A 14,486-nucleotide genomic window follows, 5' to 3' on the forward strand; every position below is an offset into this window, starting at 1 on the left:
TATCGAGTTAATTTTTACACATTGTTATGACTATGTGAGATTTTCATGTGGTAGAATATGGACGAACTCATGAATCAACTAATATTTGGGAGGGATTTGGTTGGGTAAATTAACAGGTATGCGAGGAGTATTTTTAAAATCACTCCTGGCATTGTCCATGGCTTTGCCGCTTCAGATCGGATTATGGAATGGAGATGCATCGGTTCATGCGGAAGGGCCGACAGACCCGGCACCGTTCATCCAGGCGAAGGTTGTGAACCAAAATGCAGGGAAGAAAGTACTGTTCGACAACTCTCACGGCCAGACGGCTGGAGCTGCAGACTGGGTCATTGATGGAGGTTTCTCCGACTTTGGTAATGCACTCGCGAATGATGGTTATTACGTCAAAGAACTTCGCAAGACGACACCATTTACCTATGATGATCTGAAAGAGTATAACGTATTCGTTATTGCAGAGCCTCAAATTCCTTTCAAAGCATCCGAACAGGCAGCACTGAAACAATATGTTGAAACTGGCGGCAGTATCTTCTTCGTTGGAGATCACTATAATGCCGACCGTAACAAAAACCGCTGGGATGGCTCTGAAGTCATCAACGGCTTCCGTCGGGGAGCTTTTGAAGATCCGGCCAAAGGTATGAGCACCGATGAGCGTAACTCGGAAGCCATGCAAAATGTAACTAGCACGGACTGGTTGTCCGATAACTTCGGCGTACGATTCCGCTATAACGCACTTGGCGATATCAACGCTAATATCGTCGTACCGGCAGATCAAGCCTTCGGCATCACAGAAGGCGTATCGGCTGTAGCCATGCACGCCGGTTCAACACTCGCGATCACCGATCCGGAAAAAGCAAAAGGCATTGTGTACCTGCCAAAAACCAATGCAAAATGGAATAACGCAGTGGACCAAGGCGTCTACAACGGTGGCGGGATCGAAGAAGGTCCTTACGTAGCCGTATCCAAGCTGGGTGCAGGTAAGGCTGCTTTCATCGGCGACTCCTCTCCAGTAGAAGATGCATCACCAAAATACTTGCGTGAAGAGACTGGCACACGCAAAACGACTTATGACGGTTTTAAAGAAGCCGATGATGCGGTGTTGCTCGTAAATACCGTGAACTGGCTCGCAACGCAAGAGAACTACACAAGCCTGACTGAAGTGAACGGACTTGAACTGGACACAGCTACAGCGCTGTTGCCATTCGAAGAGCCGGCTGCTTCCACAGAACCACAGGCTGAACCTTGGTCCGCACCTGCTGCCGGATACAAGTGGTACGATCGTTCCACGTTCAAAGCTGGTTCTTACGGTGGCCCTGCATCCAGTGCGAACGCTGCCTACAGCTTCGTCAAACAGGATACTCTTCCAAATGCAGAAGACTTCCAGGTTCGTGTGGTTGTGGAAAACATGCCACCCAACACAACCGTATCCGGTTATAGTGCCGGTATCTATCTGACTGGTGGAACACAGGTCGCCATGATCCAGAATGAAAGTGGCACTTGGCCGACTTCGTACGGGTATAGCTCCACATTCAGCGTAACCTCGGACAGCAAAGGTCGCGCGATCAAAGATCTGAACGTCCGCATCAAACCAGGTACAACTGGCGCTGCCAGCTTGCGTCTGCGTCTGAACGGTAGCAACCTGATCACCAATGCCGTGACCGTGGGCAATGTGCCAGCTGAACAGCTTCCGGAAGAAGAAGGCCCGATTCCAGCAGCTATTACCGTTGCTGAAGCACGCACCAAAGCGGTTGGCACTACCGTAACGATCGAAGGTGTTGTGACGACAGAGCCGGGTGCATTTGGTGGACAAGCCTTCTATCTTCAAGATGAAACTGCCGGAATCTACGTGTTCCAGCACACTAGCGGCTTCCATGCTGGTGACAAGGTTAAAGTAACGGCAGCAACAACCATCTATAACAGCGAGTTCGAGCTTACCGATATCGTTGCGATTGAGAAAACAGGTACTGCTTCCGTACCTGCTCCAATCGAAGTTACAGCAATTACAGATGCGAACCAGGGTCAACTGGTTCAATTGAAGGATGTAACGATCGAGAATATCATCAGTGCTTCACCGGTTGGATCATTTGAATTCGACGCGGTAGCAACAGACGGAACGAGCACACATATCCGTGTAGATACACGTACAGGTGTGACAGATACTTCCTTCCCTTATGCTGCAGGGGACAAGATCAGTATCACAGGCATTTCCGCTATTTTCAAAGATGTATATCAATTGAAACCTAGAAGTTTGAATGATTTTGTACCTGCTGAAGATCAAGGTGGAGGCGAAGTGCCTTCCACTCCAGCTGCAGGAGCACCGGGTAAACCGGTGCTTTCTTCTGATAATGGTTATACAACCGGCCTCTTCGAAGGTTCGTATAACGTAAGCATGAACCTCTGGTGGGGCGAAAATGGTTCCGAGTACAAACTGTATGAGAATGGCGTTCTGATTGATACGCAGAAGTTGACTGCGGCTTCACCATCGGCTCAGTCCTCCAAAACCGCCATTACAGGTAAAGCTAACGGCACATATACTTATGTAGCCGAGCTGACCAATGACAAAGGTACAACACGCAGCGACGTGCTGACGGTACAAGTAACCAATGCCGCTCCAGGCAAAGCTACGTTGTCCCAAAACAACTGGGATGGTGACGGTAACTACAACGTTTCCATGAACCTCTGGTGGGGTACGAACGCAACCGAATATCGTCTCTATGAGAATGATGTATTGATTGATACACAAGCGTTGAACGCAGCAACACCAGCTTCTCAAAGCGCTACAACAGACTTGTCGGGTCGGGCTAACGGAACGTACACGTACCGTGCTGAGCTGATCAACGCCGCAGGCGTAACCAGCACCGAGACAATTACGGTTCAAGTGACCAAAGCGTTGCCTTTGGCTAGCTAGGTCTCAGTAAAGAAGCCTAACGTTTAACGAAGCATATAAAAAAACCGAAACCAACATTGCTTGATTCACAGGGCAACATGGTTTCGGTTTTTTTCATTCATTTCAAACGTTCCGGCTCATATCCATTTCTTGCAAATAGAATGCTGTTCCATACAGCAGAATAAGCGGCCACGGCGATGACACTAATGACAAAAATCAAGTTCATCTGTGTAAACGTATAACCGCTTCCCGTGAAAATGATCAGGATTACACTGAGTCCAATATTTTCTCTGTTATGTTTTTTTAAACTTCTGAAAGACCATAAAATAAAATAATTCCATAGGTCACCTTCCTTATCCCTGAATTCAGACACAAAAAAAGACTATCCCTGCCAATATACTGGCACCGAATAGCCCTCTCCTCTTACTCTATCATCTAATATATTTATAGCTCCACATTAACTCTACACCAGCTTCTTACGAATATAACCCGAGATCAGATCGATGATCGTGATCATCACGATTATACCCAGCAGGATTATACCTACTCGCGGCCAGTTCCGTGTACTAAGTGCAAAGATCAGCGGGGTACCAATCCCCCCTGCTCCGATTACACCCAGTATGGTCGCGGAACGTACATTAATCTCGAAACGATACAACGTATAGTTCAGGAAGCCAGGCATAACCTGCGGCAGGATGGCGAACCACAACTGCTGCATACGATTGGCTCCGGAGGCAAGCAGCGCCTCAGATGGGCCATAGTCAATATTTTCAACTTCATCGGCGTACAATTTGCCTAACATGCCGATGGAGTGCAATCCGAGGGCGAGTACCCCTGCGAACGATCCGGGGCCGACTGCCTTGATGAACATCAAAGCCATGATAATCTCAGGAAACGTACGGATGAAACTGAGTACCATTTTACCTGCACCCGAGATGGAACGATGTCCACTCATATTGCGGGCAGACCAGAATGCAAACGGGATACAGAGTACCGCCGAGATTACAGTACCTAGTACGGAGATTGCCAACGTGTCCAGGAGACCTCGCAGCAAGTCTTCTCCCTCAGGCAGATATACAAAATCCCAGTCCGGTGAGAAAATCCCGGCTACAATAGCCTTCATAATCTGAGCGGCGGTTTCCTTGAAACCAGTAAACGGTACACCAGCAAGGGCCCAGGCATACACAAGGATCAGCAGTAACACAATAACCCAGCGTAGCGGGTTCTTCCGTGGTTTTGGCCGCATGCGGCTTGTTTCATTTTTCATCATAGCAATTTCTCCCGCAGCTTAGTACTTACATAATCAATGACCAGAACGATGACGAGGGTAAACAGAATGATTACGCTGGTCTTGTCATACTCCAGGAATCCAAGTGTAGCCTCATAGTAGAGTCCAATCCCTCCGGCTCCCACCAATCCCAGAATGGCAGCAGCACGTATATTAATTTCGAAGGCATACAGCACATAGGATGTGAACTGGGCAGCCAGTTGCGGCACCACGCCATACATAATCAGCTGAATCCGGTTCATACCGACAGCCGTCATCGCTTCCAGCGGCCCCTGATCAATGGTTTCCAGCGTCTCATACGTCAGCTTCGCAATCAGACCTACGGAGAACACAGCCAGTGCCAGGATTCCGGGAATAGGTCCCAGACCAAACACAGCGACGAACAAAGCAGCAAGCAGCAGATCCGGCACGGTCCGAATCAGGTTCAGCAGAAAGCGTGCCGGATAGTAGATCCAGCGACTCGGCATCAAGTTACCGGCACAGATGATCGAGACTGGAATGGCAATAATCGCACCAATGGTAGTCCCAATCAGGGCCATCCGTATCGTTTCCAGCATGCCTTGAACGATATTATCAAAGTAACTCCACCGGGGTGGGAACATATCCTTCAGCAGGTCCAGCATGTTAGGAAAACCTTCAAACAACTCCGTGAAGCTGGCATCGGTCTGCTTCGCACTGGCCCACAGAAGAAGCAGAATGATAACTAAGGTGAGCAGATGTTTCGTACGCCCAGGCGGTTTCGGGCGATTTACAACCTGAGCCGGGCTGGAACCAGGTTCCTTCCTCACTCCGCCTGAATTCTGAAGTGGAACGTTGGACTGCCCCTTCATACCACAACTTCTCCCTGCTCATGCACAGCATGCTTGTCCAGCAATTCGTCAGCCAGAATCGGCCTGCCGTATATTTCTGCAAAGCGCTCATCCGTCGCCTCTTCCACCGGGCCGTCGAAGACCACCTCACCTGCTCGCAATCCGACAATACGGGTCGCATACTCTCTGGCCAGATCAATAAAGTGAAGGTTGACGATGGTCGTAATACCAAGCTCCTGATTAATACGTTTCAGGTCATCCATAACCTGCTTCGTTGTAAGCGGGTCAAGTGAAGCAACCGGTTCGTCGGCCAGAATGATTTTCGCTTCCTGTGCCAGTACACGAGCAATAGCCACACGCTGTTGTTGTCCACCGGACAGCTGATCTGCACGGGAATAGGCTTTCTCGGAGATGTTAACCCGATCTAGCGCAGTGAATGCCAGCTCAATATCCTCTTTTGGAAAACGCCCGAGAATGGTACGCATGGTGGAATGGTACCCAACTCGTCCAGCGAGTACATTACGGAGTACACTGGATCGTTTCACGAGATTGAAGCTCTGGAAGATCATGCCGATGTCACGTCTGATCATGCGCAGCCGTTTGCCCTGCGCCTTCGTTATGGAGCTTCCGTTAATCAGAATCTCGCCCTCACTAATGTCGTGCAGTCGGTTAATGGAGCGCAGGAGGGTTGATTTACCCGCACCGGACAGACCCACTACAGCAATGAATTCACCCTCCTCAAATTTCAGATTAATATTATCCAGGCCCTTGGTGCCGTTAGCGTAAGTTTTGGTAACGTTATGAAGCTCAATCATGGCAATAATCCTTCTTTCATTCTTAATGATCATACATACCTAAGTCCTTGCTATAATGGCACAAGCCAGCGCAGCGTAGATCACGCTGAACTGGCCTGTCCATTGCTACGATTAAGCTGTTCCCATCCAAGAGAGCTACTACAAAGTGAACAGATCCCGAACTACTTTTGGATCTTAATTACTCACCTTTCACTTTTTCGCCATACTGACGAACGATCTCGAACTTGCTATCATCGGACTCTACATAACCTTCATGCGTATAGATTTCTTTGATGATCTGGTGACCTTCAGTATCTTTACCGATATCGATGAAGGCTTGTTTGATCTTCGCAGTCCAATCAGCATTCATGTCTGTACGAACGGCGATGGTATCGTTAGGAATAGGCTCAGTGAACGCCAGTACACGTGTATCTTCAAATACAGTCGGATAGTCTTTAGCTACCGTATTGCGGGCATCTTGGAAAATAGCTGCTGCGTCAACGTCACCATTCAATACAGCGATAACACCTTGGTCATGACCTTTCAACGTTACAGGTGATACATCTTTCAATGGATCAATGCCTCTGTCGAGCAACAGACCTGCTGGCCATACATAACCTGCGGAAGACGTTACGTTTTGGTAAGCAACCTTTTTACCTTTAAGTTCTTCGATGGATTGAATCGGAGAATCTTTTTTCACAATAAACATGGATTTATAAGAATCCGCCAACTCTTCCGTTGGAGCACCTGTCTCATCATTTACACCAAAACGTTGTGCTTGCAAAATAACTTGTGCAGCGCCTTTTTCTTTTGCCAGTACATAAGCTGTCGGAGGCAAGAAACCAACGTCCACTTTGTTGGAAGCCATTGCTTCAATAATCGTGTTGTAGTCGGTGGATACGCTGACTTTTACCGGAATGCCCAGTTTGTCACCAAGCAACTTCTCAAGCGGTTTTGCTTTTGCTTCTAGCGTGTCTGCATTCTGGGAAGGTACGAATTGAACCGTCAGTTCAGTCGGCACATAACCTTCGACAGCTTTCTCTGTCTCTGTCTCTGTCGTAGACGTGCCGGATGCATTAGAACTCGCATTATCCCCGTTACCCGAACCAGTTGTACTACTAGACCCACAAGCACTCAGAAACATAACCAAAATCAACAATGGTAAAAATAAAGCAGACTTCTTCAAACGAACACCCTCCAAAGAGTTTCTATTTTTCAGTACTTATCTACTATAGTTGCCAAATATTAGCGCGATGTGAAACGGAATTTGGAGTTTTGTAAAGTTTCCTGTCAGGCTGTCAGCGCGAATTGTATCTGTTAGAATAGGCTCATTATGGTTGAAGATATAGGGAGAACATCGGAGATAACTGCTTATATTTCGATTCTTCATGCTAATCTGTCTTCTCCGTTTTATAGTAATTCCATATATCTGAACTTATATATTAGAGGAGATTGTAAAATGACATCCATAACCACTCATACGGCAAGCTTCGACATCCTGTTCACCAGTGATCTGCACGGAGCGATCCGGCCCATTCATTACAATACCAATGCATACCGCCCGGCAGGACTTGCCCTGCTCGCTTCCCTGATTCGTAAGGAACGCGAACGTTCACCTGAACTGATCCTGGTGGATAACGGGGATCTTTTGCAAGGATCGCCCTTGGCCTCTTATGCAGCTTCACAAGTTTCCAAAAACGAAGTGCATCCTTTCATAACCGTTCTGAATGAACTGGGATATGATGCTGCCGTGATGGGCAATCATGAGTTTAACTATGGTCAGCATCTGTTACGCGGGGCGGTTGAAGCTTCCAACTTCCCTTGGCTGTCTGCCAACATTGTGAATGATGAGCATCCAGATGTCCCTGCCTTCGGTCCTCCATATCTAATCAAAACCTTATCTTCTGGCGTCAAAATCGCCCTGTTGGGTGCAACTACGCATTACATACCGAACTGGGAGCACCCGAAAAATATTGAGGGCCTACAGTTCCTTGATGCCTTGGAGACCATTCGTACATGGGTTCGCTATATACGCGAGCATGAACAACCAGATGTTATGGTAGTGAGTTATCATGGCGGATTTGAGAGTGATTTGGAGACGGGAGAGCCTACTGAACGGTTAACTGGAGAAAATCAAGGCTTTGCCATCTGCCGGGACATCGAAGGCATCGATGTGCTGCTTACCGGACATCAACATCGTCAGCTTACCGCTAATATTCATGGGGTAACCGTCATCCAGCCGGGATTCAGTGGTAACGGTGCGGGACATGTATCCGTTCAGTTGGAACAATCATCGGGTGGGAAGTGGCAGATTACCGATACGCAGGCTCGGTTGTTACTTCTGGATGAGTATAGTGAAGTCGAGCCTGATGCTACAGTCTTGAAATTTACGGATGAGGTAGAGAATAAGGCACAAGCCTGGCTTGATCAACCCATTGGGGAGGTGTCTGGGGACTTGTCCATCACCAATGCTACGGCCCTGCGACTCAAGTCACATCCATTCATTGCCTTTGTACATCAAGTGCAGATGGAAGCGACCGGGGCTGAGCTGTCTAATACCGCCATGCTAAGTGAAGAGGCTCGGGGATTCGGACGCCATATCACTGTTCGGGACGTGTTATCCAACTTCATCTATCCCAATACGCTTACTGTACTGGAGCTGAGCGGTCAAGACATCCGGGAAGCGCTGGAACAAACGGCTCGTTACTTTGAAGTGAATGCTTCTGGTGAAGTGGCCGTGAATCCTGCCTATATGGAGCCAAAACCTCAGCATTATAATTACGATATGTGGGCTGGCATAGAGTACGAGCTGGATATCTCCCAACCTGTGGGCAGTCGAGTTATGAAGTTGGAACGTGAAGGCAAACCTATGGACATGGATGGCAAGTACTCTGTTGTGATGAACAGCTACCGTGCTGCTGGGGGCGGTGATTATGCGATGTATCCGGGCAAAAAGGTACTGCACGAGGGTGCCACGGATATGGCCACACTGGTGGAGGATTACATCCGCAGACATCAGCCGTTGATGGTTGAGCAGACGAATAATTGGAGAGTTATCGGCAGTTAAATGAGTAAGAGCAGATCCTGATCACAGGATCTGCTCTTTGCGACTTAACCCATAAGTTTTTCATTTGGTAAACTTATGCTTCCAAAAATTTATGGCAACCTCTCGCAACGGTTCAAAATCTTTTGGGTCCAGAAGAGCAGTGAGATCTGGATACCCAAAGCGATAACAGATTTCTCCATGCTCCCTCAAATCGAAAATACTAGGCCGACGTCCTTGTTCGGCTACGTACAGCATTTAGCGAATTGTATCCTCCTGAACGCCATTTATTCCAGGCGAATTACGAGTAGAGTTACTAAATAATTGGAGTAACAGCTAAGCTCATCGATAGGGCCATTAATGTAATACCTTCCCCTTTCTGATGATTCAAGAAACTACTTATAATTTATAAGCTTATTCGAATTTTCTTAAGATGGGGGCCTCATAATTCTTAAGAATTCTTAAGCCAATTAGTGTCTGAAATATATGGGCTGTTTACACTTTATAGACACAAAGAAGCCGCTTCTTAGCGACTTTGGTGGTGTATGTTCTTGCCCTGCGACAAGTTAGGTGCTCAAAGAGAACGTTATTGGATTTATCAATCAAAAGTCTGTACTGTTTTTTTTAAAATGACAGGTAGCGTAACCTGAAGTGAAAAAGTATCTTTTCGTTGCGATACGGTCAACGTCCCGTTGTGCTGCTGTATTATCTTCTGACAACTAACGAGCCCAATTTTGTTGCTATCTTCCGTTTTGCCCACACGTAAAATCTTATTCTCGACCCCAAGATAGACCCATTGTTGCTTCAAGGAAATCTGGATATGAACGGGATGCGTCGGATCAGCATACTTTCGAATATTCGAAAAAATGTTATCGAATACACGGCGTATGGCGACCAGATTGATTTCTAGTAAAAATTCCTCATGATATGCATCTGTCTGGACCTGTACATCAATTTTGTCTAAAACCACCAGTTGCTCATCAATGAGTTGATCGATAAGCGCTCTGCCCTCATAGATTTCAAATTCCACATCCTCTTCTTCAGCGGCAGAGGATACCGTAAAATATTCGAATAGTTTGTCCGATAGCGCTTTGATTTGATAGGCCTTCTCCCGGCTATTGTGAATATACTGCAACAGATCCTCATGCGTCTTATATTTGTTAAGCTCTATGATGTCCATATAACCCAATAGAATCGTGAGTGGAGTGCGCAAATCATGGGAAATTGCCGTGATCAATTCGCGATTAGCCATTCTCACTCTCTCCTCGCTACCGAGTCGCTCAACAAAGGATTTCCTCATCTCATCAATACTTTTGGCCAAAGAAGACAATTCATCCTTTCCCAATATCGTAATTGAATAATCCAAATTTCCACCTTCAAGTATTTTGATCTCTTGTTCAAGCACGCCAATATAAGATGTTTTCTTATTAATCATCAGTAGAAAGGAAACAATGAATATAACAGCTGTTATGAAAACACCAATAATCAGAATGAGATTGTAGTATTGATACTCATAAAAGCCAACCAAGTAGATCTGGGCATCCTGATCCGCAAAATGGATGGTGGTGATGGGTACTTTCGAAGGCACGAATTGAGTTAGAAGCTCTTCATTAATAGCAGGATCAATCTCTGTGTTAGAGGAGAAAATCAACTTGTCTTTTGCAAAAATATACAGATTCAAGTAGCGCTCATGACTGATCCATTCATACAATTTCTCGTGATCACGGGTTGACACGTTCTGGTTATTCACGAATGCTTCGAATCGATCAAGCGCATCTTGCTGCCTATTTTCCACAAAAGTGGATTTGCTTAAATAACTATTGAGTACAGTCTCGCCAATCAGTTGTAAAATGACGAATACACTTATAGAAATGACCAATGAAATTATAACTGCCAGAACCAGTTTGATCTTCAGCTTTTTTCCCATTAGTAATCTATTCAATTTTGTACCCCTTCCCCCAAACGGTTTTCACATATTTAGGGTTCTGTGGATCATCTTCCAGTTTGCTTCTCAAATTACGAATATGAACCATGACCGTGTTATTACACGTATAAATGTAGGGTTGTCCCCAAACACTCTCATATATGTTTTCAGCCGAAAACACCTTACGTCGTTTCTTAACCAGCAGCAGCAAGATCTGGTATTCAATTTCAGTTAATGCGATTTCCTTCGCCCCAACAAATACGGTTTTTGCATCCTGGTGAACCGTAAGATCCTTAACGATAATTTGGTCCGTTTCTTCCGTCTTCTCCTTGCCCCGATAAACATAATACCTCCGCAGTAAAGCCTTCACTCTCGAAACGAGTTCTGTATAGGAAAAAGGCTTGGACAAAAAGTCATCACTGCCTGAGGAGAATGCCAATTGTTTGTCAGAATCCTGCGTTTTCGCGGTAAGAAACAGGATCGGTGCGCTTGTTTTTTCACGAATCTCCAAACACGCCTTCAGTCCAGATTTATTGGGCATCATCATATCCAAAATAATGAGATCCGTCTCTTCACTCACTTTATCAATCGCATCTTGACCATCTATTGCTTCAATCACATCATAATTCTCGCTCTCTAACAAAATCCTTACAATCTCACGAATCTCACTGTTATCGTCAGCAATTAAGATTTGCTTGTTCATCTGATCCCTCCGTCTAATAGCAGTATAATATGCGCTATTAGCAACTACCAGCAAATACAGTCGACTTAAGAATTCTTCAGAAGTTATGTAGGTAACTCTTAATGATTTCATTTTATACTACAAATATGTAGAGGTCATTATACAAAGGAGGGAGTCGTCAGCTATGCCACAACCTTCGAAAAAAGCAGTGATAAACCTATTATTAGGTCTGATATTCATATTGTCCATTGGTTTACTGGTCTATTATTCTCCTGCCCTTATTAAAATTATGTCGTCCATGGACAATTTCAGAGCATATATTCATTCAACAGGGCATTGGGGTCCGGTCATGTTTATTTTATTCCAGATTCTTCAGATCGTAGTTGCGCCTATTCCAGGAGAAGTGGTACAGGTTGCAGGCGGTTATATCTATGGGATTACACTGGGGTCCTTGTATACTACAATAGGCTTGATACTAGGCTCAGGAATTGCTTTTTATTTTACTCGTTTTATCGGCCGCGCTTATATTTCACGGCTGCTGCAAAAGAAAAATTATAAGTGGATGTCTTTTATTCATGATGAGAAGAAGTTCTCTGCCTTTTTATTTATCTTTTTCGTTATTCCCGGATTGCCGAAAGACCTGCTCGTATATGTTGCCGCTCTTACCTCCATGAGTTCGTTAAGATTCTTCACGATACTTATAGTTGGTCGCCTGCCGTGGATCATCGCATCTGCCGCTGTGGGGTCCACCATTCATATGCAGCAATACAGCATCGCAATTATCATATCCGTCATCGCTGTTTTTGGTTTCGTTCTCGGATATATCTATAAAGATAAATTGATAAAGTTGTTTTCAAAAGTGGAGAAAACGAAAGGGAATAGACCTACTGCCAAACCCGTCAAAATTAAAAAATTTGGAGAAGAACCGAAATAAAATAACTAGTTCATATCTGAAGGTAGTACTCTTAGAAACACTAGAATTAAAAGGTGGGATATAGTGATAAAAACAATTGTAATGACAACCCTCTTAGCCTCTCTAATTTTCTTGGTGGTATGTAGTGGAGAAAATCTGCCAACATACTATGCTTCAATACGTCAAAACCACGTTGAGCCTGCTTCCTGAACGAACAAATTCACGAAACTTACTTTTGTCACCGACAGCTCAACAAAAAATGAGTAGCCTGCTAATCTGCAAACTGCTCATGTCTTTTCAACTAACGTTTCCCGTTAGCATAACGAGTTGTACTCTGACTTGTCATTAATCCTTGATAAAATACTCACTTACCAACACTATCAAGCCAATAACAAACAATATAACACCCACAATGAACGGGAAACCCAAAGATAAACTCTCTACTACTTCATTTCCATACTGTTTTGCACCGAAAATTGCATACCATAACTTTGATCCACTCCAAGCAGTAATACTTGGGACATACAAAGCAGCAGCCAGTATAATAGCTAAAGATATCAATGACCCCGTAAACAATAATATTCCACCTATTATTACCTTCTTCATTAAAAACCCTCCATTCGTACTAACTAATCTAGCTCTCCGTAATACAGTTACAGTATGACGATTAAATAGAAAAGGGCTGCTAATACAAAACGGTATAGAGCAAACCACTCCAAGCGAAGTCGCTTGATCAGTCTAATAAACGTTACTACCGCAATCATAGCCACAAGGAAGGAAGTCATAAAGCCAATTAACATTAGATACAAATCGTCTAAACGAAGTAAATCGCGGCTATCGTATAAGTCCAACAAGGTAGCACCAAACATAACAGGTACAGAAATAATGAACGTAAAATCTGCGGCAGCTTTTTGGCTAGTACCGAGCAAAAGTCCACCTGAAATCGTCGAACCCGATCTCGAAAAACCCGGCCACAAAGCCAGACATTGGAATAAGCCAATTCCAAAGGCTTGTTTGTAACTAATCATATCAATTGTATCAACGCTGGTAGTTCTCTTACTCCGTGCTGCGATGATCATTAATAAACCACCAGCAACTAAACCAAATAAGACAGGTGTAGGGCCGAATAATTGGCTTTTTATAGTGTCCTTTAGTAGAAGATATACGATTAATGCTGGTAACATAGCCAAAATCATATGTATTACGTTTAAACCCTTACTTTTTGAAAAATCCATTTTAATTAAGTTTGACCCCATCTCCATGTACCTTTTCCAGTAAAGAATTAGAACTGCCATCACTGCACCCAACTGTATAACAATTTTAAAGGTTATTGCCGCGTCTCCCTCAAAGTTAAGTAAATTGCCTGCTAAAATAAGATGTCCAGTAGACGATACTGGTAAGAATTCAGTTAACCCTTCCACTATGCCAAGTATTATTGCTTTTATTACATCATTCATTAGAAGATATCCCCTTTACAAAAATAAACTCGCTTAACAAGTTCAAGTATAAGGGTGAATGACTATATATCCCCATCGATTAGCATAACAATATTCATTTCAGTGTGACATTATTGTCACTTCATTTAAATGATATACAGATCATATTGATGTATCTTGATAAACTATCCTGTCCCGTTATCCGACATATTGAAGGATTAACTGATATAACGCTATGGAAAATCCTAAAATACTTGCTTTCATCTTAGATGGATGATTTCTTTCGCTGCGAAACAAATAAAAGAAAACCACCATAAACCCTGCAGGGATCCATAGCTCAAACACACCTTTTGTTGTACTTTGAGAATAAATTGGAGTAATGAACGTACTAATCAAAAAGTAAAAGAAAACCGTAAAACGCCTTGTTTCTAATTGCTTGCTCCACCTTACCAGAAAGAAAAGAATAATGATTGCGATAATCGTAATGTGTACAGGGGGTAGAAGAATAGCACCATTTCCAAATCTGAATTCCATTCTGCATTGCCCTCCTCTCTTTTAATGCATCACTTGACTGGCTAAAGACATACGTCTGGCGACCTTCCAAAAACGGACCTATTCCAATATATCCATATTTTAACACACAATCACAGTTCCATTTCCCACGTTTCTTCAATAAAATATGCAAAAAGAGCAAAAATGAGGTGCATCGTGCC

Annotated in this window: 13 protein-coding genes; 3 read left to right on the forward strand and 10 right to left on the reverse strand. The window is 44.4% G+C overall.

Features of this window, described 5'->3' with window-relative positions; all coding sequences use genetic code 11:
- The first annotated feature begins 118 nt into the window (after nt 1-118).
- Nucleotides 119-2,905: a DUF5689 domain-containing protein gene (locus tag AC4G47_RS24945; protein WP_491106789.1), complete on the forward strand. Its 2,787-nt coding sequence runs from the start codon at nt 119-121 to the stop codon at nt 2,903-2,905.
- A gap of 97 nt (nt 2,906-3,002) precedes the next feature.
- On the opposite strand, the gene AC4G47_RS24950 is transcribed toward AC4G47_RS24945, so the two are convergent.
- The 5 genes from AC4G47_RS24950 to AC4G47_RS24970 all read right to left on the reverse strand — a co-directional run bounded on the left by AC4G47_RS24950 (nt 3,003) and on the right by AC4G47_RS24970 (nt 6,961).
- Nucleotides 3,003-3,257 (reverse strand): hypothetical protein, encoded by a 255-nt coding sequence (locus AC4G47_RS24950; protein WP_491103260.1) that lies wholly within the window; start codon nt 3,255-3,257, stop codon nt 3,003-3,005.
- 90 nt (nt 3,258-3,347) lie between these two features.
- Nucleotides 3,348-4,154: a phosphonate ABC transporter, permease protein PhnE gene (gene phnE, locus AC4G47_RS24955; RefSeq protein WP_491103262.1), complete on the reverse strand. Its 807-nt coding sequence runs from the start codon at nt 4,152-4,154 to the stop codon at nt 3,348-3,350.
- A complete protein-coding gene (phnE, locus tag AC4G47_RS24960; protein ID WP_458125490.1) occupies nt 4,151-5,002 on the reverse strand; it encodes a phosphonate ABC transporter, permease protein PhnE in 852 nt (283 codons plus the stop codon). The genes phnE (AC4G47_RS24955) and phnE (AC4G47_RS24960) overlap by 4 nt, the downstream gene beginning before the upstream one ends.
- On the reverse strand, nt 4,999-5,796 hold the full coding sequence (gene phnC, locus AC4G47_RS24965; protein WP_458125489.1) for a phosphonate ABC transporter ATP-binding protein: 798 nt from the start codon (nt 5,794-5,796) through the stop codon (nt 4,999-5,001). Before phnC ends, phnE (AC4G47_RS24960) begins: the two co-directional genes overlap by 4 nt.
- Before the next feature lie 178 nt (nt 5,797-5,974).
- The gene (locus AC4G47_RS24970; protein ID WP_458125488.1) at nt 5,975-6,961 is read right to left on the reverse strand and encodes a phosphate/phosphite/phosphonate ABC transporter substrate-binding protein; all 987 of its coding nucleotides are present in this window, start codon (nt 6,959-6,961) and stop codon (nt 5,975-5,977) included.
- A 273-nt stretch (nt 6,962-7,234) separates the two neighbouring features.
- Here AC4G47_RS24970 and AC4G47_RS24975 point away from each other — a divergent pair, with 273 nt between their 5' ends.
- Nucleotides 7,235-8,842 carry a bifunctional metallophosphatase/5'-nucleotidase gene (locus tag AC4G47_RS24975; RefSeq protein WP_491103265.1) on the forward strand — a complete coding sequence of 536 codons (1,608 nt, stop codon included), beginning with the start codon at nt 7,235-7,237 and terminating at the stop codon, nt 8,840-8,842.
- Nucleotides 8,843-9,416: 574 nt separating this feature from the next.
- On the opposite strand, the gene AC4G47_RS24980 is transcribed toward AC4G47_RS24975, so the two are convergent.
- On the reverse strand, nt 9,417-10,760 hold the full coding sequence (locus AC4G47_RS24980; RefSeq protein ID WP_458125486.1) for a HAMP domain-containing sensor histidine kinase: 1,344 nt from the start codon (nt 10,758-10,760) through the stop codon (nt 9,417-9,419).
- Entirely contained in the window at nt 10,753-11,445 is a 693-nt protein-coding gene (locus AC4G47_RS24985; RefSeq protein WP_491103267.1) for a response regulator transcription factor, read from the reverse strand. Before AC4G47_RS24985 ends, AC4G47_RS24980 begins: the two co-directional genes overlap by 8 nt.
- Before the next feature lie 163 nt (nt 11,446-11,608).
- Between AC4G47_RS24985 and AC4G47_RS24990 the strand changes: the two genes are divergently transcribed.
- Nucleotides 11,609-12,358, forward strand: coding sequence for a TVP38/TMEM64 family protein (locus tag AC4G47_RS24990; protein ID WP_491103269.1), 750 nt, complete (start codon nt 11,609-11,611; stop codon nt 12,356-12,358).
- Between the two features lie 324 nt (nt 12,359-12,682).
- On the opposite strand, the gene AC4G47_RS24995 is transcribed toward AC4G47_RS24990, so the two are convergent.
- From AC4G47_RS24995 to AC4G47_RS25005, 3 genes are all read right to left on the reverse strand, one after another.
- Nucleotides 12,683-12,943 (reverse strand): hypothetical protein, encoded by a 261-nt coding sequence (locus AC4G47_RS24995; protein WP_491103271.1) that lies wholly within the window; start codon nt 12,941-12,943, stop codon nt 12,683-12,685.
- Nucleotides 12,944-12,990: 47 nt separating this feature from the next.
- A complete protein-coding gene (locus AC4G47_RS25000; protein WP_491103272.1) occupies nt 12,991-13,794 on the reverse strand; it encodes an undecaprenyl-diphosphate phosphatase in 804 nt (267 codons plus the stop codon).
- Between the two features lie 177 nt (nt 13,795-13,971).
- Complete coding sequence (locus AC4G47_RS25005) at nt 13,972-14,307, reverse strand: hypothetical protein (RefSeq protein WP_458125480.1); 336 nt, start codon at nt 14,305-14,307, stop codon at nt 13,972-13,974.
- Nucleotides 14,308-14,486: the final 179 nt, after the last annotated feature.

Source organism: Paenibacillus sp. Negev47 (genome assembly GCF_058313655.1).

What these genes read in the sequence shown, in the direction of transcription:
- AC4G47_RS24945 (WP_491106789.1), top strand. Translation starts at nt 119, where the DNA reads ATGCGAGGAGTATTTTTAAAATCACTCCTGGCATTGTCCATGGCTTTG.
- phnE (WP_491103262.1), bottom strand. Translation starts at nt 4,154, where the DNA reads ATGATGAAAAATGAAACAAGCCGCATGCGGCCAAAACCACGGAAGAAC.
- phnE (WP_458125490.1), bottom strand. Translation starts at nt 5,002, where the DNA reads ATGAAGGGGCAGTCCAACGTTCCACTTCAGAATTCAGGCGGAGTGAGG.
- phnC (WP_458125489.1), bottom strand. Translation starts at nt 5,796, where the DNA reads ATGATTGAGCTTCATAACGTTACCAAAACTTACGCTAACGGCACCAAG.
- AC4G47_RS24975 (WP_491103265.1), top strand. Translation starts at nt 7,235, where the DNA reads ATGACATCCATAACCACTCATACGGCAAGCTTCGACATCCTGTTCACC.
- AC4G47_RS24985 (WP_491103267.1), bottom strand. Translation starts at nt 11,445, where the DNA reads ATGAACAAGCAAATCTTAATTGCTGACGATAACAGTGAGATTCGTGAG.
- AC4G47_RS24990 (WP_491103269.1), top strand. Translation starts at nt 11,609, where the DNA reads ATGCCACAACCTTCGAAAAAAGCAGTGATAAACCTATTATTAGGTCTG.
- AC4G47_RS24995 (WP_491103271.1), bottom strand. Translation starts at nt 12,943, where the DNA reads ATGAAGAAGGTAATAATAGGTGGAATATTATTGTTTACGGGGTCATTG.
- AC4G47_RS25000 (WP_491103272.1), bottom strand. Translation starts at nt 13,794, where the DNA reads ATGAATGATGTAATAAAAGCAATAATACTTGGCATAGTGGAAGGGTTA.
- AC4G47_RS25005 (WP_458125480.1), bottom strand. Translation starts at nt 14,307, where the DNA reads ATGGAATTCAGATTTGGAAATGGTGCTATTCTTCTACCCCCTGTACAC.